Origin of the sequence: Mesorhizobium sp. WSM4898, from assembly GCF_029625845.1 — a bacterium.
In the GTDB taxonomy this organism is placed as follows: domain Bacteria; phylum Pseudomonadota; class Alphaproteobacteria; order Rhizobiales; family Rhizobiaceae; genus Mesorhizobium.
In genome coordinates this window covers 1-24665 of sequence record NZ_JARTVQ010000003.1, presented here as the reverse complement: position 1 = coordinate 24665, position 24665 = coordinate 1, and the positions used below count along the sequence as shown (strand labels likewise).

Annotated in this window: 23 protein-coding genes, 2 tRNA genes and 1 pseudogene; 12 read left to right on the top strand and 14 right to left on the bottom strand. The window is 61.9% G+C overall.

Translation table 11 applies throughout. The annotated features are described in order from the left end of the window. Position 1 precedes the first annotated feature (1 nt). The 5 genes and pseudogenes from P9228_RS14785 to P9228_RS14765 form a co-directional block, all read right to left on the bottom strand. Positions 2–943, bottom strand: coding sequence for a 1-acyl-sn-glycerol-3-phosphate acyltransferase (locus tag P9228_RS14785; protein WP_128203021.1), 942 nt, complete (start codon positions 941–943; stop codon positions 2–4). Between the two features lie 95 nt (positions 944–1038). Further along, positions 1039–3012, bottom strand: a complete 1974-nt coding sequence (gene thrS, locus P9228_RS14780; RefSeq protein ID WP_278054115.1) for a threonine--tRNA ligase — start codon at positions 3010–3012, stop codon at positions 1039–1041. Positions 3013–3241: 229 nt separating this feature from the next. Continuing rightward, positions 3242–3433 (bottom strand): annotated as a pseudogene (locus P9228_RS14775) (class D beta-lactamase); the annotation flags it as partial. Positions 3434–3575: 142 nt separating this feature from the next. Continuing rightward, entirely contained in the window at positions 3576–3950 is a 375-nt protein-coding gene (yidD, locus tag P9228_RS14770) for a membrane protein insertion efficiency factor YidD (protein WP_127324127.1), read from the bottom strand. Between the two features lie 179 nt (positions 3951–4129). Further along, a complete protein-coding gene (locus P9228_RS14765) occupies positions 4130–4576 on the bottom strand; it encodes an iron-sulfur cluster assembly scaffold protein (protein ID WP_127324128.1) in 447 nt (148 codons plus the stop codon). A 235-nt stretch (positions 4577–4811) separates the two neighbouring features. Here P9228_RS14765 and folE point away from each other — a divergent pair, with 235 nt between their 5' ends. The 3 genes from folE (at position 4812) to P9228_RS14750 (ending at position 7046) form a co-directional block, all read left to right on the top strand. Beyond that, a complete protein-coding gene (gene folE, locus P9228_RS14760; RefSeq protein ID WP_278054111.1) occupies positions 4812–5438 on the top strand; it encodes a GTP cyclohydrolase I FolE in 627 nt (208 codons plus the stop codon). A 93-nt stretch (positions 5439–5531) separates the two neighbouring features. Then, positions 5532–5990, top strand: coding sequence for a phosphoribosyl-AMP cyclohydrolase (gene hisI / locus P9228_RS14755; RefSeq protein ID WP_278054931.1), 459 nt, complete (start codon positions 5532–5534; stop codon positions 5988–5990). Between the two features lie 84 nt (positions 5991–6074). After that, positions 6075–7046, top strand: a complete 972-nt coding sequence (locus P9228_RS14750) for a patatin family protein (RefSeq protein WP_067000906.1) — start codon at positions 6075–6077, stop codon at positions 7044–7046. A gap of 13 nt (positions 7047–7059) precedes the next feature. On the opposite strand, the gene recJ is transcribed toward P9228_RS14750, so the two are convergent. From recJ to P9228_RS14725, 5 genes are all read right to left on the bottom strand, one after another. Then, positions 7060–8844, bottom strand: coding sequence for a single-stranded-DNA-specific exonuclease RecJ (recJ, locus tag P9228_RS14745; protein WP_278054110.1), 1785 nt, complete (start codon positions 8842–8844; stop codon positions 7060–7062). 140 nt (positions 8845–8984) lie between these two features. Beyond that, on the bottom strand, positions 8985–9968 hold the full coding sequence (gene glpX, locus P9228_RS14740; RefSeq protein ID WP_095830154.1) for a class II fructose-bisphosphatase: 984 nt from the start codon (positions 9966–9968) through the stop codon (positions 8985–8987). 148 nt (positions 9969–10116) lie between these two features. Continuing rightward, positions 10117–11430: a homoserine dehydrogenase gene (locus P9228_RS14735; RefSeq protein WP_278054109.1), complete on the bottom strand. Its 1314-nt coding sequence runs from the start codon at positions 11428–11430 to the stop codon at positions 10117–10119. Between the two features lie 47 nt (positions 11431–11477). Then, entirely contained in the window at positions 11478–12695 is a 1218-nt protein-coding gene (locus tag P9228_RS14730) for an LL-diaminopimelate aminotransferase (protein WP_067000132.1), read from the bottom strand. A gap of 49 nt (positions 12696–12744) precedes the next feature. Continuing rightward, positions 12745–13155: a hypothetical protein gene (locus P9228_RS14725; protein ID WP_164750703.1), complete on the bottom strand. Its 411-nt coding sequence runs from the start codon at positions 13153–13155 to the stop codon at positions 12745–12747. A gap of 97 nt (positions 13156–13252) precedes the next feature. Here P9228_RS14725 and phaC point away from each other — a divergent pair, with 97 nt between their 5' ends. The 4 genes from phaC (at position 13253) to P9228_RS14705 (ending at position 17574) form a co-directional block, all read left to right on the top strand. Beyond that, on the top strand, positions 13253–15094 hold the full coding sequence (gene phaC / locus P9228_RS14720; RefSeq protein WP_278054108.1) for a class I poly(R)-hydroxyalkanoic acid synthase: 1842 nt from the start codon (positions 13253–13255) through the stop codon (positions 15092–15094). A 270-nt stretch (positions 15095–15364) separates the two neighbouring features. Beyond that, the gene (locus tag P9228_RS14715; protein ID WP_278054107.1) at positions 15365–16591 is read left to right on the top strand and encodes a YcbK family protein; all 1227 of its coding nucleotides are present in this window, start codon (positions 15365–15367) and stop codon (positions 16589–16591) included. A gap of 138 nt (positions 16592–16729) precedes the next feature. Next, a tRNA-Glu gene (locus P9228_RS14710) sits at positions 16730–16804 on the top strand. Between the two features lie 128 nt (positions 16805–16932). Then, positions 16933–17574: a hypothetical protein gene (locus tag P9228_RS14705; RefSeq protein ID WP_278054104.1), complete on the top strand. Its 642-nt coding sequence runs from the start codon at positions 16933–16935 to the stop codon at positions 17572–17574. On the opposite strand, the gene P9228_RS14700 is transcribed toward P9228_RS14705, so the two are convergent. After that, the gene (locus P9228_RS14700; protein WP_278054103.1) at positions 17547–18467 is read right to left on the bottom strand and encodes a DUF4238 domain-containing protein; all 921 of its coding nucleotides are present in this window, start codon (positions 18465–18467) and stop codon (positions 17547–17549) included. The genes P9228_RS14705 and P9228_RS14700 overlap by 28 nt on opposite strands. Before the next feature lie 1005 nt (positions 18468–19472). On the opposite strand from P9228_RS14700, the gene P9228_RS14695 reads away from it, so the two are divergent. Further along, complete coding sequence (locus tag P9228_RS14695; RefSeq protein WP_278054102.1) at positions 19473–20009, top strand: hypothetical protein; 537 nt, start codon at positions 19473–19475, stop codon at positions 20007–20009. On the opposite strand, the gene P9228_RS14690 is transcribed toward P9228_RS14695, so the two are convergent. Both P9228_RS14690 and P9228_RS14685 read right to left on the bottom strand, forming a co-directional pair. Continuing rightward, positions 19911–20570, bottom strand: coding sequence for a hypothetical protein (locus tag P9228_RS14690; RefSeq protein ID WP_278054100.1), 660 nt, complete (start codon positions 20568–20570; stop codon positions 19911–19913). The genes P9228_RS14695 and P9228_RS14690 overlap by 99 nt on opposite strands. Positions 20571–21408: 838 nt before the next feature. After that, on the bottom strand, positions 21409–21693 hold the full coding sequence (locus P9228_RS14685; RefSeq protein WP_278054098.1) for a hypothetical protein: 285 nt from the start codon (positions 21691–21693) through the stop codon (positions 21409–21411). Positions 21694–21864: 171 nt separating this feature from the next. Here P9228_RS14685 and P9228_RS14680 point away from each other — a divergent pair, with 171 nt between their 5' ends. Beyond that, positions 21865–22131 carry a hypothetical protein gene (locus P9228_RS14680; protein WP_278054097.1) on the top strand — a complete coding sequence of 89 codons (267 nt, stop codon included), beginning with the start codon at positions 21865–21867 and terminating at the stop codon, positions 22129–22131. 350 nt (positions 22132–22481) lie between these two features. Further along, entirely contained in the window at positions 22482–22712 is a 231-nt protein-coding gene (locus tag P9228_RS14675) for an RNA-binding protein (protein ID WP_278054096.1), read from the top strand. Here the strand turns inward: P9228_RS14675 and P9228_RS14670 are convergent. Next, positions 22678–23475 (bottom strand): hypothetical protein, encoded by a 798-nt coding sequence (locus P9228_RS14670; RefSeq protein ID WP_278054094.1) that lies wholly within the window; start codon positions 23473–23475, stop codon positions 22678–22680. The genes P9228_RS14675 and P9228_RS14670 overlap by 35 nt on opposite strands. Positions 23476–23777: 302 nt before the next feature. Here P9228_RS14670 and P9228_RS14665 point away from each other — a divergent pair. After that, positions 23778–23854: transfer RNA gene (locus P9228_RS14665), tRNA-Thr, on the top strand. Between the two features lie 110 nt (positions 23855–23964). Continuing rightward, positions 23965–24665 (top strand): IS1 family transposase (locus P9228_RS14660; RefSeq protein WP_278054093.1); only part of this gene is annotated, 701 nt, incomplete at its 3' end.

Genomic DNA, 24665 nt, shown 5'->3' with positions numbered 1-24665 from the left:
CTCAGGCGGCTTTGCGCATCCGCTTGCTTAGAAACGGTACGCGTCCGCGCCGCGCAGCCGCCGGAGCGAGATCGAAAACCGCTTGGTAGAGCTGGTCGAGCAGCGCCTTGCGGTCGCGCAACGGTTCGAGCTCGCTCCACTTCAGCACATCGCCGATGCGCACCTCGATCGCCTTGCCCGACAGCCGGGCGAATTCGCGGATTAATAGGGAGGTGCGCAGCGTCAGCGACGCCTTGCCGACGAATTTCGCCACGCGGTTGTCGCGCTCGGCCATGTTCATCGGCCCACTGACGAGATGGAACAGACGGCCGTTCTGGCCGGAGAAATGCAAAGGGATGACCGAGGCCTTGGCCTCCTGGATGAGCTTGGCCGGAAACATCTTCCACGGCAGGTCGATCGCCCGGCCGAACCCCTTCGGCGCCGTGGCGACGCCGCCGGCCGGAAAAACGACGATGGTGACGCCTGCCTTCAACAGCCGCACCGCCTCGTGGCGCACGGCCATGTTGTTCTTCAGCGCTTCCTTGGTCTCGGAAAAATCGATCGGCAGCGAATAGGCTTCCATCTCGCGGATCCTGAGCAGGTCCTTGTGGATCATGACCCGGAACGGACGGCCGAGCTGCTCGGCGAGCGACAGCACTGCAATGCCGTCGCCGATGCCGAAGGGATGGTTGGCGACGATCACCAGCGGACTAGCCGGCACATTTGCCGGCGGCCAACGGCCGGCGTGGTGCACCCTGACGTCGATCAAGTCCAGCATGCGGCTGAACACACGTTCGCCCGTTGGAGCGACCTGGCGCCGCCACAAGTCGTAGAGCACGGCAAAGCGGTCGCGGCCCGACAGGCCTTCGACGGAATGGATGAACCACCGCGTCAGCGCCGGCTGATGCCGGTTGGCGTAGGAGAGCTCGGGAAACGGCCTTCCCCGCGGTTTCAGCTTGAGCATGGCGGCTCGGTTACAAGGTTGGCGTGACAGGCGTGTGAAGATGGCGGTGGACTATGTGCCACCGCCATTCGAGAAGCGATTGGAGATTAACGATTTTAGGCCGCGCGGCGCTTGCGGTCCGGAGAGACGGCCTCGTCCGCCAGCAATTTCACGGCGTCGCCGAGCTTCAGCGATTCCTGGTCGCGGGAGCCGAGACGGCGGACATTGACGGTTTCCTCTTCCGCCTCCCGCTTGCCGCAAACGAGAATGACCGGAACCTTGGCCAGGCTGTGCTCGCGCACCTTGTAGTTGATCTTCTCGTTGCGCAGATCGGTTTCGGCGAGCAGCCCCGCAGCCTTCAGCCGCTCGACCACTGTCGTGGCATACTCATCCGCGTCGGAGGTGATCGTCGCCACCACCACCTGCAGCGGCGCGAACCACAGCGGGAAATGGCCGGAATAGTTCTCGATCAGGATGCCGAGGAAGCGTTCCATCGAGCCGCACACCGCGCGATGCACCATGACCGGCTGCTTCTTCTCCGAATCCGAGCCGATATAGAAGGCGCCGAAGCGTTCCGGCAGGTTGAAGTCGACCTGGGTGGTGCCGCACTGCCATTCGCGGCCGATGGCGTCCTTCAGCACATATTCGAACTTCGGCCCGTAGAAGGCACCCTCGCCCGGATTGACCGAGGTCTTGATGCGATTGCCGGAGCGCGTGCGGATCGTCTCCAGCACATTGCTCATGATCGCCTCGGCATGATCCCAGGCCTCGTCTGTGCCGACGCGCTTGTCGGGCCGCGTCGACAGCTTCACCGCGACCTCGTCGAAGCCGAAATCGGCATAGGTCGACAAGATTAGATCGTTGATGCGCAGGCATTCCGCGGCGAGTTGCTCCTCGGTGCAGAAGATATGCGCATCGTCCTGCGTGAAGCCGCGCACACGCATCAGCCCATGCAGTGCGCCCGACGGTTCGTAGCGATGCACATTGCCGAACTCCGCAAGCTTTACGGGCAGTTCGCGGTAAGACTTCAACCCATGCTTGAAGATCTGCACATGGCCGGGGCAGTTCATCGGCTTCAGCGCGAAGACGCGGTCGTCGTCGGTGTCGTCACCGGCGACGGTCACCTTGAACATCGCGTCGCGATACCAGCCCCAGTGGCCGGACGTCTCCCACAGGCTCTTGTCCAGCACCTGCGGCGCGTTGACTTCCTGGTAGCCGTGCTCGTCGAGGCGGCGGCGCATGTAGTTGACCAGGTTCTGGAACATCTTCCAGCCCTTGGCGTGCCAGAAGACGACGCCCGGTCCCTCCTCCTGAAAATGGAACAAATCCATCTCGCGGCCGAGCTTGCGATGATCGCGCTTCTCGGCTTCCTCCAGCAGCATCTGGTATGCCTCGAGCTGCGCCTGGTCGGCAAAGGCGGTGCCGTAGATGCGCGTCAGCATCGGGTTGTTGGAATCGCCGCGCCAATAGGCGCCCGCCACCTTCATCAACTTGAAGGCGTTGCCGATCTGCCCGGTCGAAGCCATGTGCGGACCGCGGCAGAGATCGAACCAGTCGCCCTGCGCGTAGATCTTGATATCCTGATCCTCGGGGATAGCGTCGATCAGCTCGACCTTGTAGCGCTCGCCCTTGTCGGCAAAGACCTTCTTCGCCTTCTCGCGCGACCACACTTCCTTGGTGAACGGCCTGTTGCGGGCGATGATCTCGCGCATCTTCTTCTCGATCACCGGGAAATCGTCCGGGGTGAACGGCTCGTTGCGCGCGAAGTCGTAATAGAACCCGTTCTCGATCACCGGCCCGATGGTCACCTGCGTTCCTGGCCAAAGTTCCTGCACCGCCTCGGCCAGCACGTGCGCCGCGTCGTGGCGGACGAGTTCCAGCGCGCGCGGATCCTCGCGGGTGATGATCTCGACCTTGCCGGACCCGCCGAGCGGATCGGAAAGATCGCGGACGGTGCCGTCGAGGCTATAGGCAACAGCCTTTTTCGCCAGCGATTTGGAGATCGATTCGGCAAGGGCGGCGCCGGTCATGGCCGCGTCGTACTCGCGGACGGAACCATCGGGAAATGTCAGGGACACGGAATTCAGCATCAGAGTTGTCCTATCCAGTCCCGCAAACGAGCGCGGGTGGTGAATGCATGTCGCAGGAAGTGTGCTGGAGCATGCAGGGTTGGCCGGAGGCGCCAATCACTTGGACGCTGGCGGGCGGCAGTCTTTTATGAGGAGTTTCCGCCGCCGTAAAGCCGCAAGCCGTTCTATTTGATGAGCCCGGGAAGATCGTTCAGGAAGCCGCCCGCGTCGCGAGCCCCTTCGGCAAGATCGAAGCCGGGCTGACGCGCTCGTCGCGGAAGCCATCCTGGCAAAGCGTCGAGCCGCTCGCCGAGTCCTCGATCAAAGTGCAGTGGATGTCTTTGAGCGGCGCCGACTGCGCCCGCATCGGCAGGCCGAGAATCCAGGCCAGCAGGAACAGAATAATGGCAATGAAGAACGGATAGCGGTCCATATGGCGCATCGAAGCTCACTCCGGGAAAGGGATTACGCGGAGCGGCTTAGCGAGGCCTCTTGTCTCGATTTTGTCTCAAATTGGCAGTGTTTGTGCAGGCTGACGTTAACCCTACCGGATCGTAAACACGGGCTGCGAAGCGCTGACATAGTCAGCCATCTGCGTCGCCGTGCTTCCTGCCGATCTGCCAATAGCGCCACGGCATGAACCAGACATAGCGCGGCGCAAGCGTCTCCGGCACGCGGTCGATGCCATGCGTCCCGAACGGCCCACAACGCGAGACCCGGAACAGCGCCAGCCAGCCCCCGGTCCACAATCCATGGCGGGCGATTGCCTCATGCGCGTATTCGGAACAGGTCGGCAGATGCCGGCAGCTATTGCCGACGAAGCCGGAAAGCGTCAACTGGTAGAGGCGCACGAGCGACGTGCCGAGGACGCGGCCCGGCGTCTTGCGCCAGGGTCCCTGCCAGTTTCGCCCATGCCGGACCGGCCGGACACCATGGATATGTCCTGGATGGTCTCCCATCCGCACTTCTCCGCAGCCAGCTTCCTTGTGCGTTAGATGTGGGTTTCGAGCCGGGAACGCAACGACCTTTTATCGGTCATCGCCGGGAAGGCCGGACGGGACGCCGGTCGGTCCACTCGACATGGCGCCGGGATACCAAGCGAGTTCGCCATAACAGGCAAGCAGCCAGGAGATCGCCCTCAAGCCGCCTCGCTGGCGCGCTTCTTCTCGATCTGGCCGATCGCGTCGACCACTGCATCGAAGGTCAGCATGGTCGAGGCGTGACGTGCCTTGTAGTCGCGCACCGGCTCCAGATATTTCAGATCGGCGAACCGGCCTTCCGGCGGCGCGCCGTTTTCCTTGAGCATCTTCAGCATGGTTTCGCGCACCGCGCGCAGCTCGTCGGCATTCGCGCCGATGACATGCTGGGCCATGATCGAGGAGGATGCCTGACCAAGCGCGCAGGCCTTCACGTCATGAGCGAAATCGGTCACCACGTCGCCATTCATTTTGAGGTCGACGGTAACGGTCGAGCCGCACAGTTTGGAATGCGCTCTGGCGGTCGCATCGGGGTGGTCGAGCCGGCCGATCTTGGCGATGTTTCCGGCGAAGCTCAGGATTTTCGCATTGTAGACGTCGTCGATCATCTTTTTCCAATCCGTCGCCGCCAAGCGAACAGGCTTTGCCGCTGTTGCGTCTTCCTTTCGCTGTGCACGACCATATATAATGATGGCAGCCGGGCATCGACAAGGCAACTCAAGCCATTGTCATTGCTCATCTGTTCACGCCGCTTACGGGCTGGAAACCGGGCGAGTTTCACCCGAAAGGTCGTGGTCCGTTCAACTCGTCCCACCTCTGAGTGGGACTACGGGAGACGCCTTTATGGATGCCGTCATCAAGAAACTCATGCCCCCTTCCTCCTTTATGGAGAAGCCTGTCACCGATCGCCCAAGCGAGGCCGAGGTCGAAGCCGCCGTGCGCACGCTTTTGCGCTGGACCGGCGACAACCCTGATCGCGAGGGCCTTGTCGACACGCCGAAGCGCGTCACCAAGGCTTTTCGCGAGATGTTCAACGGCTATGACATGTGCCCGGCCGAGGAGCTTGGCCGCACTTTCGAGGAAGTGGCCGGCTATGACGATCTCGTCATCGTCAGGGACATCAAGTTCCACTCCCATTGCGAGCACCACATGGTGCCGATCATCGGCAAGGCGCATGTCGGCTACCTGCCGGACGGCAAGGTCGTGGGTCTGTCCAAGATCGCGCGCGTCGTCGACATCTTCGCCCATCGCCTGCAGACGCAGGAAGCAATGACGGCGCAAATCGCAGGCGTCATCCAGGACGTGCTCAACCCGCGCGGCGTCGCCGTCATGATCGAGGCCGAGCATATGTGCATGGCCATGCGCGGCATCCGCAAGCAGGACTCGACCACGCTCACCTCTACCTTCACCGGCGTCTTCAAGGACACGCCCGAAGAACAGGTGCGTTTCGTCACCATGGTGCGTGCCTGATCGCCGGCTGCTGCCGGCCTTCAGACCATGGTCCCGAAAAGTGGGACCCGGTTTTCGGATAAGATCATGGTCCAACAAAAAGACGAACCGGCAATGTCGGCACTGCAATTTCCCAAAGCCCCGGCAGACAAGAAGGCGCTGGAGGAAGGCACCGTCCTTTCTCCGCGCTTCGATGCTGCCGGCCTCGTGACCGTCGTCGTCACCGACGCCGGCGACGGCATCCTTTTGATGGTCGCGCATATGAATGCCGAGGCGCTGGCGCTGACGCTCGAAACCGGCATCGCCCACTACTGGTCGCGTTCCCGCAACGCGCTGTGGAAAAAGGGCGAGACCTCGGGCAACGTCCAGCGCGTCCTCGAGATGCGCACGGATTGTGACCAAGACGCGATATGGTTGCGCGTCAAAGTATTGGGCCAGGACGCAACTTGTCACACCGGTAGGCGTTCCTGCTTTTATCGGACGGTGGGGCTCAGCGACGGCAAGGCGGTGCTTGCCGACGATGGCAGCAAGCCGCTGTTCGATCCGCAAGAAACGTATCGGAAGCCGGCGTGAACCATTCGATATTCACAAACCACTCATATTCACTATTCTCAAACATCCTTGTGATAGAAGGGACACGGGACAAGGGAGATCATGATGCTCGAATGGGCGTCATTGCGCAGCAGACCTGACGTTCAGGAGGCCAACGGCCTTGCATCGTCCGGCGGCGTGCTCGATCCGAAATCGGCGAAGAAGATGGGCATCTCGCTGGCGCTCGGCGGCGGCTGTGCTCGCGGCTGGGCCCATATCGGCGTGCTGCGCGCGCTGGACGAAGCCGGCATCGAAGTTTCGATGATAGCAGGCACCTCGATCGGCGCGCTGGTCGGCGGCTGCTATCTCGCCGGCAAATTGGACGAACTGGAAGAGTTCGCCAGAAGCCTGACCAAGCGGCGCCTCTTCGGACTGCTCGATCTCAATCTGCGCGGCAGCGGCCTGTTCGGCGGCATGAAGCTCGATGCGCGGCTGCGCGAACACGTGGACGGTATCCGTTTTGAGGAACTGTCGAAGCCCTTCGTCGCCGTCGCTTCCGAAATCCGCACCGGCCACGAAATCTGGCTGTCGAAAGGTTCGCTCATCACCGCCATGCGCGCGTCCTACGCGTTGCCCGGCGTCTTCGAGCCCGTGAACTGCAACGGGCGCGTGCTGGTCGACGGCGCGCTGGTCAATCCGGTGCCGGTCTCGGTCTGCCGTGCTTACGAGCAGCCGCTGGTCGTTGCCGTCAACCTCCACTACGATCTGTTTGGGCGTGCCGCGGTGATCAAGCACAGCGCGGGCGAACTCGTCATCGAGAACGACGCGCCGCGTCCCGGTCAGGTCAATCCCCAGCACCCGCCGCACCAGACCCGCCTCGGCATCACCGGCGTCATGGTCGAGGCCTTCAACATCATCCAGGACCGGATCTCGCGCGCCAGGCTCGCCGGCGATCCGCCCGACATGTCGCTGCAGCCGAAGCTCAGCCATATCGGACTGACCGAGTTCCATCGCGCCGACGAGGCGATCCGCATCGGCTATCAGGCGACCATGTCCCAGATCAGCGAATTGCGGCGGCTGCAGACGGTGCTCGCCTGATCCGAAGCGTCAGTCAAGCAATCGCGGCATCTGTGATGCGGAATTGCACTGAGCGGTTGCCGTTCCAGTAATTGCCCGACAGCGAACCGGCTATGTGCACGGTCTTGCCCCTGTTCTTGAACAGGAATTCGCCGAGCGCGGTGTCGACGGCGCGGAACGCGATCGCCTGGAGGTTGCCGCCGCTTTGCGACTGCAGGTCGGCGCGGATGTGGTTGGTGCCGATCGGCCGCGCATCGATAAGTCTGTGGCGCGGCAGCACAAACACCGGCGCGATGTGACCGGCGCCGAACGGGCCGGCTTTCTCCAGCGCGTCGAGAAGCGCCAGCGTCGCGCCCTCGGCGGCTAAGGCGCCGTCAATCGCCAGGCTTTCCTCGCTCTGCAGCCGGAACACATCCGCCGCAGCGCGCTCCTCGAAGAAAGCCCGAAGCGCGCCGAGCTTGGCACGTTCCACGGTGATGCCTGCCGCCATGCCGTGACCGCCGCCCTTGGCGATCAGGCCGGCCTGCGCCGCCTCGCGCACCAGCCGGCCGAGATCGAAACCGGAGACCGAGCGCCCCGAGCCGGTGCCGATCCCATTGGCATTGAAGGCGATGGCGAAAGCGGGACGGCGCGCATGTTCCTTGAGCCGCGAGGCCAGCAGCCCGACGATGCCGGGATGCCAGCTGTTGCTGGCGGTCACGACGATGCCAGGGCCGGTGCCGCCGGCAAGCTCCGCGTCGGCCTCGGCGCGCGCCTGCGCCAGCATCTCCAGTTCCATCTGCTGCCGTTCCTGGTTCAGCCGGTCGAGCGTCTCGGCAATGCTTGCGGCTTCAACGGGATCCTCGGTGGCAAGCAGCCTGCTGCCGAGCGCGGCATCGCCGATGCGCCCGCCGGCATTGATGCGCGGCCCGATCAGATAGGCGAGATGGAAGGTATTTATCGGCTCGCCGATGCGCGAGACCCGCGCAAGCGCCGCCAGCCCCTCATTCTTCTGCTGGCGCGCCACCTGCAGGCCCTTGACTACGAAAGCGCGGTTGACGCCGGTGAGCGGCACCACGTCGCAAACGGTCGCCAGCGCGGCGAGGTCGAGCAGCGAAAGCAGATCGACCGGCGCGACGTTTGGTAACCGTTCGCGAAGCACCTTCGCCGTCTGCACCAGGCACAGGAAGACCACACCGGCGGCGCAGAGATGCCCCTGCCCCGAAAGGTCGTCCTCCCGGTTCGGATTGACCACCGCATCCGCCGCCGGCAGCGGTCCGCCGACCTGGTGATGGTCGAGCACCACGACATCCGCGCTGGCTTCTTTCGCTGCCTCGATCGACACGGCGCTGTTGGTGCCGCAGTCGACGGTGACGATCAGCTTCGCGCCGCGCGAGATCAGTTCGCGCATGGCTTCCGGATTCGGGCCGTAGCCTTCGAAGATGCGGTCGGGGATATAGATCTCGGACGGCACCGAAAAATGCGCCAGAAAGCGCTTCAGCAGCGCCGACGACGCGGCGCCGTCGACATCGTAGTCGCCGAAGATCGCCACCCTCTCGCCGGCCACGACCGCATCCGCGATGCGCGCCGCCGCCTTCTCCATGTCGGTCAGCGAGGCAGGGTTCGGCAAAAGCTCGCGAATCGTCGGATCGAGGAAGCGCTCGGTCTGCTCGACCGTCACGCCGCGCCCAGCCAGCACCCTTGCGACGATGTCCGGCACGCCATGACCCTGCGCGATGGCCAAAGCGGCCATGTCCTGCCGCTCGGTCAGCCGGTGCTCCCACGAAACACCGGTCGCCGACTGCCTGACATCGAGGAAGAAGCGTCTCTCGCCCATCATGAGACGCGCCGTCTGCACACCATCCTTCGGCAGATATCAAGATGCGACAGCCCTAGCAATTCCGGGAAAGCGAACCACCCCGGAAAACTGTGGAAGGTCGCTCCGACCGTAATTGCGCGAAAGTGTCTACAAGGACGAAATCAGAACTTTTCCAGATCCTGGTGACGCGCCTTGATCTCGCGCACTGTGCGCGAGGACGAGCGCAGCACGATGGTGTGAGTGGTGATGAAGGTGCGCCCGAACTTCACCCCGCCGAGCAGATTGCCGTCGGTGACGCCGGTCGCCGCGAACAGCACGTCGCCGCGCGCCATGTCCTGCGCGCGATAGACCCGCTTCGGATCCGAAATGCCCATCTTTTCGGCCCGTGCAATCTTCTCCGGCGTGTCGAGGATCAGCCGGCCCTGCATCTGTCCGCCCGTGCAGCGAAGCGCCGCCGCGGCCAGCACCCCTTCCGGCGCGCCGCCGGTGCCGAGATAAATGTCGATGCCGGTCTCTTCCGGATCGGTGGTGTGGATGACGCCGGCGACGTCGCCGTCGCCGATCAGCCGGATGGCGGCGCCCGTGGCCCGCACCGCGTCGATCAGCTTGGCATGGCGCGGCCGGTCGAGGATGCAGGCGGTGATGTCGGGCACCGCCACGCCCTTGGCCTTGGCGAGATTGGCGATGTTCTCGGCCGGCGGCGCGTCGATGTCGATCAGGCTGTCCGGGTATCCCGGCCCGATGGCGATCTTGTCCATGTAGACGTCGGGCGCGAACAGCAGGCTGCCCTTTTCCGCGATCGCGATGACGGCAAGCGCGTTGGGAAGGTTCTTGGCGCAGATCGTCGTGCCTTCGAGCGGATCGAGCGCGATGTCGACCGCCGGGCCTTTGCCGGTGCCGACCTCTTCGCCGATATAGAGCATCGGCGCCTCGTCGCGCTCGCCCTCGCCGATGACCACGGTACCCTTGATGGCCAACCGGTTGAGTTCCTGGCGCATCGCATCGACCGCGACCTGGTCGGCCGCCTTCTCATCGCCGCGACCGCGCAGCCTGGCAGCGGCGACCGCGGCCCTTTCGGTCACACGCACCACTTCCATGGTGAGGATACGATCGAGGCCGGCTGCGATGTTTTGGGCCATGTTCATGGATGGGCATTCCTCGTTGAAACTGCGCGTTGCCTCCCGCCAGAAGCGCGCTTCTTCTGGCAAAGCTCCATGACAACGGCAAGACTTGCCATGTCAATTTTTGAAATGGCAGCAATATCAATCGATTAAAGGTGAAGTATGACTCGAACTATTCCGCCCGCTCGATACGGATCACCTGCGGCTTGTCGGTGAGATGGCCGTCCTTGGTGACGCCTTCGACCGCCTTGCGCACCGCCGCTTCCGTTGTCTCGTGGGTGACGAGGATGACCGTCTTTTGCTCTTCGGTTGCCGGCCCGGCGGCCTGCTGGACGATCGATTCCAGTGAAATATCGTTGTCGGCCATGCGCTTGGCGATCGCCGCGAAGACGCCGATGCGGTCGTGCACGGTGAGCCGGATGAAATAGCCGCCGGCATGGCTGCGCATCTGCGCTTTCCTGTAGGGCTTCAATTCCTTCGCCGGCCAGCCGAAGACCGGCCCGTGCTGGAAGCCCGGCCGGCTCTTGGCGATATCGGCAATGTCGCCGACCACCGCCGAGGCGGTGGCATTGCCGCCGGCGCCGGGGCCGGAGAGCAAAAGCTCGCCCAGGATGTCGGTCTCGATCGCCACGGCATTGGTGACGCCATGCACCTGCGCGATGACCGAGGCCGTCGGCACCATGGTCGGATGCACGCGCTGCTCGATGCCGCTGTCGGTGCGCTGCGCGACGCCGAGCAGCTTGATGCGATAGCCGAGCTCGGCTGCGGCGCGAATGTCGGCCTGGGTGATGTTGGAGATGCCCTCCATGTAGATGTCGTTGGCGGCGATCTTCGTGCCGAACGCAAGGCTGGTCAGGATCGACAGCTTGTGCGCCGTGTCATGGCCTTCGATGTCGAAGGTCGGGTCGGCTTCGGCATAGCCGAGGCGCTGCGCGTCCTTGAGGCAGGCATCGAAAGAGATGCCTTCGGCCTCCATGCGGGTCAGAATGTAGTTGCAGGTGCCGTTAAGGATGCCGAAGACGCGGCTGACTTGGTTGCCGGCCATCGCCTCGCGCATCGTCTTGATGACCGGGATGCCGCCGGCCACCGCAGCCTCGTAGTTGAGCAGCACGCCCTTCTTCTCGGCGATCTCGGCGAGTTGCACGCCGTGCTTGGCCAACAGCGCCTTGTTGGCCGTCACGACATGGCGGCCGGCCTCGAGCGCCGCCTTCACCGATGCACGCGCTGGCCCTTCGTCGCCGCCGATCAGCTCGACGAAGACATCGATGTCGGCCTTCTCGGCCATCTTCGCGGCATCGTCGAACCATTTGGTGTCGCCCAGATCGACACCGCGGTCCCGCTTCGGATCGCGCGCCGAAACCGCTGTGACGACAATGTCGCGACCGCACTGGCGGGTGAGCTCGGCGGCCTTGTCGTTGAGCACGCGCGCCACCGAGGCGCCCACCGTGCCAAGGCCGGCAATTCCAACACGCAACGCTTCAGCCATGTCCGGCGACGCCCCTCAAAGATTGGTCGGTGTGATGTGCGGTGAATTCAGCGGCGCGCGGTGAGCGGCACAACATTGTTGGGCTGCTTGGCGGTCGAGGCCAGGAAGCGCTTGATGTTGCGCGCCGCCTGGCGGATCCGGTGCTCGTTCTCGACCAGCGCCACACGAACGAAATCGTCGCCGTGCTCACCGAAGCCGATGCCCGGCGCTACCGCGACGTCGGCGTGCTCGATGAGCAGCTTGGAGAATTCGAGCGAGCCGAGCTGGCGGAACTGTTCCGGAATCGGCGCCCAGGCGAACATCGAGGCAGCCGGCGCCGGAATGGTCCAGCCGGCACGGCCGAAGGAATCGACCATCACATCGCGCCGCTTGTGATAGACCTCACGCACCTCGGCGATGTCGGCACCGTCGCCGTTGAGCGCATGCGCCGCCGCCACCTGGATCGGCGTGAAGGCGCCGTAGTCGAGATAGGATTTGACGCGCGTCAGCGCCGCGATCAGCCGCTCGTTGCCGACCGCGAAGCCCATACGCCAGCCGGGCATGGAAAAAGTCTTCGACATCGAGGTGAACTCGACGCAGACATCCATCGCCCCTGGAACCTGGAGCACCGAAGGCGGCGGATTGCCGTCGAAATAGATCTCGGAATAGGCAAGGTCCGACAGGATGATGATGTCGTTCTTCTTCGCGAAGGCGACCACGTCCTTGTAGAAATCGAGCGAGGCGACAAGCGCCGTCGGGTTCGAAGGATAGTTGAGGATCAGCGCCAGCGGCCTCGGAATCGAATGGCGGATGCCACGCTCGACCGCCGGGATGAAGCCGTCATCCGGTTCCACCTGCAGCGAGCGGATGACGCCGCCCGACATGATGAAGCCGAAGGCGTGGATCGGATAGGTCGGATTGGGGCACAGGATGACGTCGCCGGGCGCGGTGATCGCCTGCGCCATGTTGGCAAAGCCCTCCTTCGAGCCGAGCGTCGCCACCACTTGCGTGTCGGGATTGAGCTTCACGCCGAAGCGGCGGGCATAGTAGTTCGCCTGGGCGCGGCGGAGGCCCGGAATGCCGCGCGAGGACGAATAGCGATGCGTGCGCGGATCGCGCACCACTTCGCATAATTTGTCGACGATGGCCTTCGGCGTCGGCAGGTCCGGATTGCCCATGCCAAGGTCGATAATGTCGGCACCGCGCGAGCGGGCGCTGGCCTTCAGCCGATTGACCTGCTCGAACACGTAAGGCGGAAGCCGGCGGACCTTGTGAAATTCTTCCATTGGAGTTCCAGACGATCAAAGGGGGCGCTTTTCGGCGCGCGATATAGACCTAATTGCAGTTAGGGTCGAGGGCGGGATCGCATTTGCCTTCGATCTGCTTCAGCGCATCGTCCCCATGCGTCCTGGCGAGCGTGTTCAGCGCCGCCGTATTGGCGGCTGGCTTCGCGCGGCCGCCCTTGGCAAGCTGCGCCTGCTGCTCGGCCTTGAGCTGGGCAAGCTTGGCGGCAGTCTCTTCCTTCGTCAGCTGCTTGGCGGCTACCGGCGGCGGAATGTTAAGGTTCGGATAGGAGCCGGTGTCCTTCGGCCCCTCGGTCACCGCGGTCGGCCTCGCATTGCTGGCGTTGCTGCTGGTCTCGCAGCCGCCCGCGAGCAACGGCGTGCACAGCACCGCGGCTGCGGTGGCGATGCGGCAAATCGAACCGGCGCCGAGAAAATAAGTCCCGCCAACATTAATCGTCATATTGTTTTCCTGGCAGCCGGGTTAGAGCGTGTTGGACCCGGTCAGATGTCCCATGGTAATATGTCAAGAAAACGCTCCGGGAGGAACCCCGCGAACCATGTCCAAAGCGCCCGATTCGGACAAAGCGGAAAATGGCGGACCTTCGACCGTCGAACAGTATCTGGTGAAAGATCCCGAACGCTTCGCGTTGAACATGGCGCGCATGATCGAGCAGGCCGGCAAGGCGGCCTCCGCCTGGGCCGAGCCGCGCGAAAAGGGTGAAGTGCGCGACCACGTCGCCGAACCCGTGGTCGACATGGTCAAGACCTTCTCCAAGCTCTCGGAATACTGGCTGGCCGACCCGCAGCGCGCGCTTGAAGCGCAGACGCGTCTGTTCGCCGGCTACATGACGGTCTGGGCGAACGCCATTCAGAAGGTCAGCCCCAGCCCCAACGCCGAAGCCCCCGAGGACGCGGTCAAGCCCGAGCGCGGCGACAAGCGCTTCCAGGATCCGGAATGGGGCCGCAATGCCTTCTTCGACTTCCTGAAACAGGCCTATCTCGTCACCTCGCGCTGGGCCTCCGATCTCGTCGATCATGCCGAGGGCCTGGACGAGCACACCCGCCACAAGGCGAGCTTCTACGTCAAGCAAGTGTCCAACGCCATCGCGCCGTCGAATTTCATTCTGACCAATCCCGAGCTGTTTCGCGAGACCGTCGCCTCCAACGGCGAGAATTTGGTGCGCGGCATGAAGATGCTGGCCGAGGACATCGCCGCCGGCAGGGGCGACCTGAAGCTGCGCCAGGCGGACTACGCGCCGTTCGAGATCGGCAAGAACATCGCCACGACACCCGGCAAGGTGATCGGCCGCAGCGATGTCGCCGAGATCATCCAATACGATCCGACGACGGAGACGGTGCTGAAGCGCCCCCTGCTCATTTGCCCGCCCTGGATCAATAAATACTATATCCTCGACCTCAACCCGCAGAAGTCCTTCATCCGCTGGGCCATCGAGCAGGGCCACACGGTCTTCGTCATCTCCTGGATCAACCCGGACGAGCGCCACGGCGCCAAAGGCTGGGAGGCCTATATCCGCGAGGGCCTGCAATATGGCCTCGACATGGTCGAGAAGGCGACCGGCGAGAAGGAGGTCAACGCTATCGGCTATTGCGTCGGCGGCACGCTATTGGCCGCGGCGCTCGCGCTGTTGGCGCAGGAAGGCGACCACCGCATCAGGTCGGCGACCTTCTTCACCACCCAGGTCGACTTCACCTATGCCGGCGATCTCAAGGTCTTCGTCGACGAGGACCAGGTTGCCGCGGTCGAGCGATCGATGAACGAAAAGGGCTATCTCGACGGCACCAAGATGGCGACCGCCTTCAACATGCTGCGCTCGGGCGACCTGATCTGGCCTTATGTCATCAACAACTATATGCGCGGCAAGGACCCGCTGCCCTTCGACCTGCTCTACTGGAATGCCGATTCGACCCGCATGGCGGCGGCCAACCATTCCTTCTATCTGCGCAATTGCTATCTCGAGAACAATCTCTCCCGCGGCACGATGGAGCTTGCCGGCCGCACCGTCTCGCTGGCCGACATCACGATCCCCGTCTACAACCTCGCCACGAAGGAAGACCACATCGCGCCGGCGCTCTCGGTGTTCCTCGGCTCGCGCTATTTCGGTGGCGACGTCGAATATGTCATGGCGGGCTCCGGCCACATCGCCGGCGTCGTCAATCCGCCGGCGGCGCACAAGTACCAGTACTGGACCGGCGGCAAGCCGGTGGGGGATTTCAGCACCTGGTTCGCCGGCGCGCACGAGCATGCCGGCTCATGGTGGACGCACTGGCAGCACTGGATCGAAAGCCAGGACAACATCCATGTGCCCGCCCGCAAACCGGGCAAGCGTATGAAAACCTTGGGGGACGCGCCGGGCACCTATGTCAAGGTGCGTGTGTAACCGGCTGTAATGTCTGGTGAGTTGACGGGCCGCCCAAACAGGGCGAAATGGTGCTGTTAATCGTTTTCGTAGCCTCAGCTCGCCTGCAGACAAACAATAAATCCGAGGCTTTGCAGATCGATACAGATCCCGTTTCCGGTTCGGGAACAGGAGGTCGCCGCCAGAGGCACTGGAGTGCTGCGGCGACGATGTACGGACCGGATGCCGAGGGGGAATTTTATTTTGAAATCAGCAGGTTGGCGCCTCGCACGAAGGGAAAGCCGCAGCATCGTGGCAGCGCTCTTATCCGTGCTTCTGGCCTCTTGCACCTCGACCGGCGACCCGACGATGTCGGTCGTCACGCCCGCCTACAATTCAACCGCCACCGAGATGAGCGCGGCTTCCAGCGCCCAGTCCGAGGCGTCGGCCGATTCGACCTCGCAGGCGGCGTCGACCTCCCCGGCATCCCCAGAGGCGGCATCGACCGTGATGGGCGAAGACGACAAACCGTTGCCGGAAAAAGTTGCCTATGTGCCGGAAACCCGGCCCGGAGCAGCCTTCCCCGCGGTAGCGGTTCCTGCTGACGCCGGCTCGATCGCAGGCAACACGCCGCAACCGCTGGTACAGCCGCCGCAGACGGCAGAGGAGACGAAAGCGGCCGCCACCAAGGTCGCTGCCGGCGATGCCGCCGCGGTCGCATCGCAAGCGCAGGCGACCGTGCAGGCGATGAGCAAAGGCGTCTACGTGACAGCGGGCGAGCCCCAGCAGCAGCCGATCGCCGCGCCGAAGAAGGGGCTGTTTGCTTCTCTGTTCAGCACCAAGCCGGCCTCGGCCGCGCCTGCCCCGCTGATCAACACGCGCTCCAGCGACCAGCCCGCCGCCCAGGCCAAGACAACGTGGCCGGCGACAAAGCCGATCGTCACCCTCGCCTCCGCGACCCCGGGCGACAAGCCGGTGCAACTGGCTTCCCTCGGTGACGACAGCAGCAACCACATCACCGGCGCCGATGCCTTGCCCGGCGTGCGCCAGACGGCGCTGTTCGAGATCAAGCGCAAGTCCGGCATCGACGACGAGAGCGACGTCGATCTCAACGAGGACGAAGGCGGTGGCTCCTACCAGGTGGCGTCGGCCGCCGGTATGGCAAGGCTCGCGCCCAACGGCCTCTTGAGACAGAACGAAAGCGTCGACGTCGCCTGCCTGAAGCCTTCGCTGGTGCGCGTGCTGAAGACGATCGAGGATCATTTCGGCCGCAAGATGATCGTCACCTCCGGCTATCGCGACCCTGCCCGCAACCGCCGCGCCAACGGCGCCAAGAACTCGCTGCACATGTATTGCGCTGCCGCCGACATCCAGGTTCCCGGCGTCTCCAAGTGGGAGCTGGCGAGCTATGTGCGTTCGATGCCGGGCCGCGGCGGCGTCGGAACCTACTGCCACACCGAATCCGTCCATGTCGACGTCGGCCCCGAGCGCGACTGGAACTGGCGCTGCCGCCGGCGCGGCGGCGGTGGCGACAACTAAGCGGCTTACCTGCTTCGGTCGAACTGTTTTCCGGTTGCCAAACATGCGTTTTGCAGGCTCGCGAAAAAAGTTGTCGCATGTGGCGGCAGATGGGTTGCCGGTTGCGAACAACGCAATTATAAGCCGCTTCGTCTGAGCGCGCCCATCGTCTAGCGGTTAGGACACCGCCCTTTCACGGCGGTAACAGGGGTTCGATTCCCCTTGGGCGTACCAGTCTTTCCAAGCACTTAGCGGATCTTTGCCCGGGCGCGTCGAATATCCATCGAATAAACACCTGCGAACCAAGGTGAACAAATGGCATTGCGGACCGCCGACACCGAACTCTCATCCCAGGGGTTTCCGTGGGGATAAAGCGACAAGGCGGCCCTGAACGCAGAGGCGCCCACCAGTCTAAGCCGAACGAGACACCCACACCCAAAAAGGGCATCATCGACCATCTGGGGCGCTATTTCGGCGCTATCGTGGCGGCAGTAGGCGGACTGGCCGTCATCCTTGGCGGAATAGCGGCCGTCTACTCACACCGCGCCCTATTTGGTTTTGCGTCATCGCATGTAACGGTACGCCCCATCGCTTCGACCAAGGACTACATACGCTTCCTGGCCGAAAACGACGGCAACCGTCCAGCTTCGATAGGCAGAGTGAGCGGGGAGTTCCGTTTCTCAGGGACGGTCCGGTCTGCGTTTAGCGGAAACTTACGGCTCGATCTCGAACAGGACGATACCGTCGTCCCCGCTGGAGGATCTCAGACATTGCGCGCGCACTTCGCCGATCGCGCGCGATGGCACACGCTGGAGAGCTATCTTTCCAGCGTCGGCGAGCTGAAAGCGTCCGAGTGCACGTTTGGCTTTGACATCGTCAACTATGACGGCAACCGTGAGCGCCTTCAGGCGGCGTTCGACTGCGGGCAATTCCTCGGGCAATACTTGAACATTGGCAACGGCAACCTTCCGCTCCGCTATCCAGCAGGTGAGCCACCGCTCTGAGGAAGTGGTCCACCTCTACTCTCAATTTGCCTCCCAACACAGCTGGCAAGCGATGCCGTAAGCTGGGGCGAGCGGGAGGCGATCATGTTCGCTTTCGCCGCGGCTGCCTTGTTCAGCTTTCTGATCTCGACGCCATCGAAAAGCGGCTTGAAAAGGGTGTCGCCGCCCAGACCTACCCAGACAAGCGACACCTCGGAGGCGATGGGAAACCACATCTCAAGTTCAGGATCGTCGAGGTTGGCTCTTCCAGGATGGTGCAGTTTGTAAACCGGGTAACTCGAAATGATGAAGGCATGTGCCGGGTTTGAGGTGCGGACGATGCAAAGCCTCTTGTTATTGATGGCTTCGACAATGGCCGGGTTGCCCCTCGCAATTACATCCCTCCGGACATTTTGGAGCATGCGGCGCCAAGTCTCGTCCTTCTGGAAATGCTCTCTCTCTTGGTCATTGAGCGCCCCGAATTCCGCCTCGAACTTGCGGAGGGCTTTCTCGCCGTCCTCCCGGATCGTTCCTACGCTCGCATATTGCTTGAAATTGTCCGGCACGCGCTTCCACTGGAAGTAGGTATACAGCGCCAGCAACTGGCGCTCGCCAGGATGAGGAGCCACGTCCTGGCCCTGCCTTGCTCCCTGGACGATTCGGTCAACCACAGGAGCGAGAACGCCTTCTAGGTTAGCAAACGCTAGCTCAAGATCCACGTTCTTCGACAGGTCTTTCTCATATGCGGTGTAAAGCTGGCTTTCGAAGAACACCTTCTCAGGTGAGTTGTTGAACACACCCCGTTGTGAGGTCCGCCGGTCATAGACGTGCAACTCGCCCGCCGCGTCGACAAAATTTCGGAGAAGGAACTGCGGCACGAAGTGATGGTCGGCCGGCGGCTTGTTCTTGACCATGGCGTTAGATAGCAGGCCAACGAAAAGCCTGCCACCGTGAGGCAACGGGGCACTGTTGTTCGCCGTAACAAAACTCAGCCGGCGAGGAGGCCTGTGCCAGCCAGCCGGCGAGCACGGTCCCGAGGAACATGATGTCGCGTTTCTGTTCGCTGAAATCCTCAAGCCGCTCCCCATACAGGCATGGTTGCGTTATCCTGCTTTTTGATGGGGCGGATTCCGGGGATGTTCACGATACGCGGCGTTTGCATGCTCTCGGCATTCGGCATTCTCGCTGGCTGTAACACCAGCCCATCAAGCGAGTGGAGGCCAATCGCCACTGGAAGCTATGAGGCGCGGTTCGAGCGAGCGAAAGCAATCTGCAATGGTCGCGCGGCCGAGACGCAAGTTGCTGCAGGTCGACTATGGATTGCCGGCGCGGTTGCATCAGGCAGCACCTTCCGCGCATGCATGGCCGAACAGGGCTTTGAGCCGAAACGTTAGGCAAAGCAGCTTCCTTGTAATTACTCTAACCGCAGAAGAGATCGGGCGCGCTACTTCAGTCCGTACCGGGGCCTGGTCGGCCATTCCCTCGGTCAGCCGGACGCCCTTCGAGGAAGTGAACAGCAGCCCGGATGATGTTCGGCAGCATGTCGGACGCGCTACCAAACTGTTCGCATTCCTCAGGGGCAAAACGAAGGCGACGGCCCCTCCAAGCGAGATCGCCGGCGCATCCCGCGACATTAAAGGGCCTGCTCGCGCAATGTCTTTTGCCAACGTGGGAATAAAAGAAAATCCAAGCAATCAGCCAGCAAGTTTCGGTAAAGGTTTGTGGGCCACTATAGGGAAATGGAGATTCGCATGCAGAATACTTCACATGCGGTCATGGCTCAGCGGCGAGAAGCAGCCGACAGTGCCGACGACTTTCCAACCCCGCCATGGGCAACTAGAGCACTCGTTGAACACGTTATAGGACGCGATGAGGTTCGAGGACTCACGTGCCTCGAGCCGGCGTGCGGACGCGGGTATATGGCGAGGGCCCTCGCCGAATTTTTTCGATCGGTCGAAGCGGCCGATGCCTATTCCTATGGATTCGGCAAAGTTAGGGACTTCCTTAGCTTTCCCTATGAAGCGCAGTCCCACGACTGGGTGATCACTAACCCGCCATTTCGGCTGGCCGAGGACTTCATAGAAAGAGCGTTCATTGTGGCCCGTAAAGGCGTGGCCATCCTTGCACGAACCGTGTTCCTCGAGAGCGTGGGACGATATGAAAACATCTTTACCGCGAACCCGCCGGTGAAGTTCGCACAGTTTACCGAGCGCGTTCCGATGGTGAAAGGAAGGCTTGACGCCAAGGCGAGCACGGCTACCGGGTACGGCTGGTTTGTCTGGGAAAAGGGGGGACTGTCTCTCTGCCGCGACTTATGTGGGTTCCACCTTGTCGCAAGGCACTGGAAAAGCCTCGGACTACGGCTTTGCTTCAAGCAAGGCGTGAAGCCGGTCCTTGAAGTAGTCATTCGCCTTCTCGACAAGCTCGATGATAGGGAAACCGAAGTGCTGGTCTAGCTCAGACTTATCCAGCGACCAGGGGCGAGGCAGCGATCGCATTCCGTAATAGAAGATGATCCTAGATTCAGCGCTCATGGGCTGAAACTTGCAGAACTCCCCATAGCTTCTCAGAAGCACCTGAATGCACATGAGATCGCGGCGGATCGACCGAATCTTGCCAGCGTCAAAATGCCCGTTGCCTCGTTTAATCTCGTAAGCTCGCATGGTCCTGTCGGCGTTGTCGAACGCCAGCAGGTCGATCTGGAGCGTTCGAACCGCGTCCCCGTAGGAAAGAACGCTCTTGGCGCACTCATCCAGGCTGAGAGAGCTTGCCAGCCCGTCAGCCGCACGAGACACCCGGAAAATGTCATCCTGCCAAACGCTGTGTCGGTTGCTCTCGCGCAAGCCTTCTCGGGTGGCGGTCTCCAGGATCTTACCGTGGCGCTTATAGGCGGAGCTGATGATGCTTGTCGCGCGAGAGTATTTCACCCCGGCGATTGGGTCTTCAACAAACTTGGTCCTCGCCAGCGTTGCTATCGTCTCGTCGACCACAGGAGCAACGCGGTCCATAAAACCCATGACAATCCCCGCCTCTGCCGCAACTATTGTCGCAGGAATTATTTAAATCCATGTGGACGGAGATGGTGAGTGATTGCTTAAGAAAGGCTAGGTCCATGTGACCCACGAATTACCGGTTTAACATCCTTGCTGCCCGGTGCACTTGAGTATACCGTATCTTCTTCCTCGCGGGCTTTGTGCATTCCGCCCTATCTTCTCGCTGAGCCTTAACCATCTACTTGTCCTCTTGTTTCGATCGGCCCCAACCCCGCAGGCCTGCGCATTTGTTCTCCGGCCCGAGCGGTTTAAGGCACCGGTCTTGAAAATTCGCTCGCTCCCGTCCCTACCCTTCCCGCTTCGTCACGGCAAATCCTTGCCTGTCAAGGCTTTCAGCGGTTCCGGCGGGTGCCTTGTCCCCAACGGTCCCTGCCCATACCGTAGCATTTAGTTGCAAAAAGCGTAGCAGCGTATTCCCGGCACGTTGCTTGAAATAGCGGACACTAAAAAGGCCCGGCAAGCCGAAGAAAGCCGCCGGGCCGGTCCCATGGAGTAATTTAGGTGACGCAGGTCACTCTAACCCGCAATCCGGTTCAAATGCACATCACACATTCGCGATTGCTAAAAAGCCCGGCCACCGGAGCAGCCGGGCCAAAAGAGAACCCCAACTTGGAGAGTTCAGGTGTGTGGCGTCATTGTATGCTGGAAGCTGGTTGTGCGCCACAAACGCGGGGTTGCCGCGCCCATTAGAACCCTTCGCTGCCCAGTAGTGCGCGCGGAGGTCCATCGCGTCGGGATCGAGCGGCGGGCTCGACGGCGGGTCCAATTTCAACTCTCCGGCGCGGCGGGCGCCCGCGCCTTCTTACAGCTTTTCAGCGATGGCACGGCCGGAGCCGTCACCGTAGGTGATAGGGTCGTCTTCACCTGTCGGCTCCCGCTCGTCGTCATCGTGAGGCCTGTCCTGGATGTCTTCCTCTAGATCTCCTTCGCTGCCGTAGCAGCCCAGGTTGCCGGTTAGCGAGGCGACTTCCGTCCAGCCGAGTGAGTGCTCGTCGTCGCTATCGTCTGCCTGCGGCTCGTCGTTGCTGTCGCCGCCGTGCTCGTCTTCAGCCTCTCGATCGTCATAGGCGCTGCCACGTCCATCCATGAACATGTTGCTGCTGGCTTGCGGCCCGCGATCGGTCCAGCCTTGGCGACACCCCCACCTTCTCGGGAAGACGCGGCTGGTCAGATTGAGGGGTCGCGAGAAGGGGCGGCCACCAGCCCAAACATTAGCGGATTCTTTCGAACCAATTTGCCGCGCCGGAGTTGTTGGCGCATGGCAAACGGCTCTTTGAAAGTCGGGGATGAGGTCGTGATAACAGCAACCGTGCGAAAGCGCGTGACGGAGGATCGCGTGGCCGTCCTCATTCCGTCCTACCATCAGCCGCATTCGATCGTGGATACCACTCCGAGCATTAGCAGCGGCCAGAAGATCGAGCTGATCGGCGAGGTGACGCGGGTTGACGAAAACACCGTTACCGTTAGCGGACAACATCTCGGGATAACGGTCAACCGGGACGCTGTCAGAAAGCGTTCTGGCTGATGATGCCGGTCCATCGCAGGGTCGCATTGCCGCAATCGGCATTGTGATGGTCGCCAGCGCGGTCTGGCGCTATCGGCAGCGAGATATGGTCGGGATGGTCGGTAGTGTCTCAGTTTGAAATTTGACCGGCTATCAACCGGCACCTCTCGCCTGTCGCGCCGGCCAGCGAACTCCTATATGCTTAGCGGAAAGCAACGGAGGTTTCATGCGCGGGCTTTATCGAGACGGACAGTGGGCGCAGATTTCGGACGGGAAGAACTCGATTCCGATACCAAGGGCGCGATACGAAGAACAGGCTTATTAGCCTCCCTTCGATAAACTGCCCACGAAAGAGCAGTACGAGGCAAAGAATGCCGGTAGGACCTAAAGGCCAGAAGCGCCCAGCCGACGTGATCGGCAACGCCGTCCGCGTCATGCGCATTGCCACTGGCGAGGAAGCCGAGGACACGCCGGACGACGGCAAGAGTGCCGCCGCCAAAGAGCTTGGTTCAAAGGGCGGAAAGAAGCGCGCCGCCAATATGACGCCAGAGCGGCGCGCCGAGATCGCTAAGAAGGCTGCTGCGAAGCGCTGGTCGAAATAACCGGCTTCACTGTGATTTCGATTTCGTCAGCAGCCCCGTAGGTCAATTGAAAGGCCATCTTCATTAAGTTGAGCCAAGCGACCCTCTGGACAGCATCCCAAGGGCCGCTTTGGGGTAGCTTCTGGATCAACGCAGCAATCAGCGGGTCTTTCGGGCCGCTTCCTCCACCGCTGCCGCCATTGCCCCCATTCTCAGCGGATGGCTGTTGCTGCGGCGTCTCGCCCGCAATAACGCCAGGTTGCACCAGCCGGTTTCGCCCATGTTCAAAAAAACCAGCCTGATCGGCGGATCGCTCAAAAGCTTGTCGGGCCCTGTCCCTCTGCTTTTCAGCAACGCCAAGCTGCACCATGTCGCGCTCTAGCGCTGCTGCTGGGGGAATGACGCCGCCCTTGTATTTATCGAACACCGCTCGGTAGAGCGGGACATTCAGGAAAGCCCTTGCCTTTGCGGCGCGCGCTTGGTTGGGGTCAACGACTTGCCGCCCCAATTCGGTTAGGCGGTGACGTGGCCCATCTCCTTCGAGGACACCGAACATCCTGGCTGTGTAAACCTGCACCCGGAATGTCGAACTCTTGGCGCTTTGGCTTGTCCATGCGGCCAACTGGTCGTCGTCGCATTCGCCCGTTCCGACATGAGCGTGGATAGCATCCGCAAATGCGACTGCTGACCTCAGGTCCATGTACGGAAATGAAATTGTAGAGCGTTGGCGAGTCCGCTGTTCTGGCTTCGACGCGCTGTCGATGGTTTCGGTCTGTCCGGTCATGTGGCTAGCTCCAGTCCATCCGCACGGATGGTCGCAATCCTCATTTAATGCCCATTCCCGCATTAGTCAATCACATAACACGGAATTTGGTTTCTAACCGTTGACTGCGGATAATGGCTCGCATATACCTGAGCCTCGTTTCGAAGGAGATTCGAATGTCCAGAAGAGTTCCGGGCCCCGCCAGTTCGCCGACCGGCGACCGGGGCCTGTGCAAATAGAAAAGCCGCCGCGCAACCGGATCAGGGAAACGCGGCGGCTCTAGGTCGGCAACGGCGGCGGCTGGTCGATAGGCCAGCCGCTCAGCGCTCGTAGCTCAGTTGGATAGAGCGAGTGGTTCGTACCCTCTAGGTCACCAGTTCGAGTCTGGTCGAGCGCTCCACCAAATCACTACAGCTGCCACTGTTAACATAGTGGCAGCTGTTTGTGAATCAATGATTGATGTGAAAACCTATGCTTGACACTAAGCATAAAAGTTCACATATTAGGGGCATGAACAAGCTGCCCCTCCAAACCCGCGTGCAAATCCTCACGATGCTTTGCGAGGGTTCTTCGATGCGGTCGATTTCCCGCGTTGCTGACGTGTCAATCAACACGGTTTCCAAGCTGTTGGTTGATGCCGGCAAGTTCTGTGCCGACCTTCACGATCGCGAAGTCCGCAATGTCACTTCCAAGCGCGTCCAGTGCGATGAAATCTGGTCGTTTGTCGGTGCCAAGGCCAAGAACGTTTCGACCATGAAGCAGCCGGTCGAAGGCGCTGGCGACGTATGGACGTGGACCGCCTTGGACAGCGACAGCAAGCTTATCATTTCCTGGCTGGTCGGCGGCCGTGACGGCGAATATGCACTGGCCTTCATGGATGACGTGAAGGACCGTCTTGCCAACCGCGTCCAGCTTACGACAGACGGCCACCGCGCCTATCTCAATGCGGTCGAGGAAGCCTTTGGAGCCGACATCGATTACGCCATGCTGGTGAAGCAGTATGGCGAGCCGGAAAGCAACAAGTCGCCGGAGCGCCGCTATAGCCCGGCCGTCTGCACTGGCGCGACCAAGACGCGGATCGAAGGCAACCCCGATCCGGTGCATGTCAGCACGTCGCATATCGAGCGCGCCAATCTCACCATGCGGATGGCAAACCGTCGTTTCACGCGCCTTACCAATGCGTTCTCAAAAAAGTTCGACAACCACGTCCA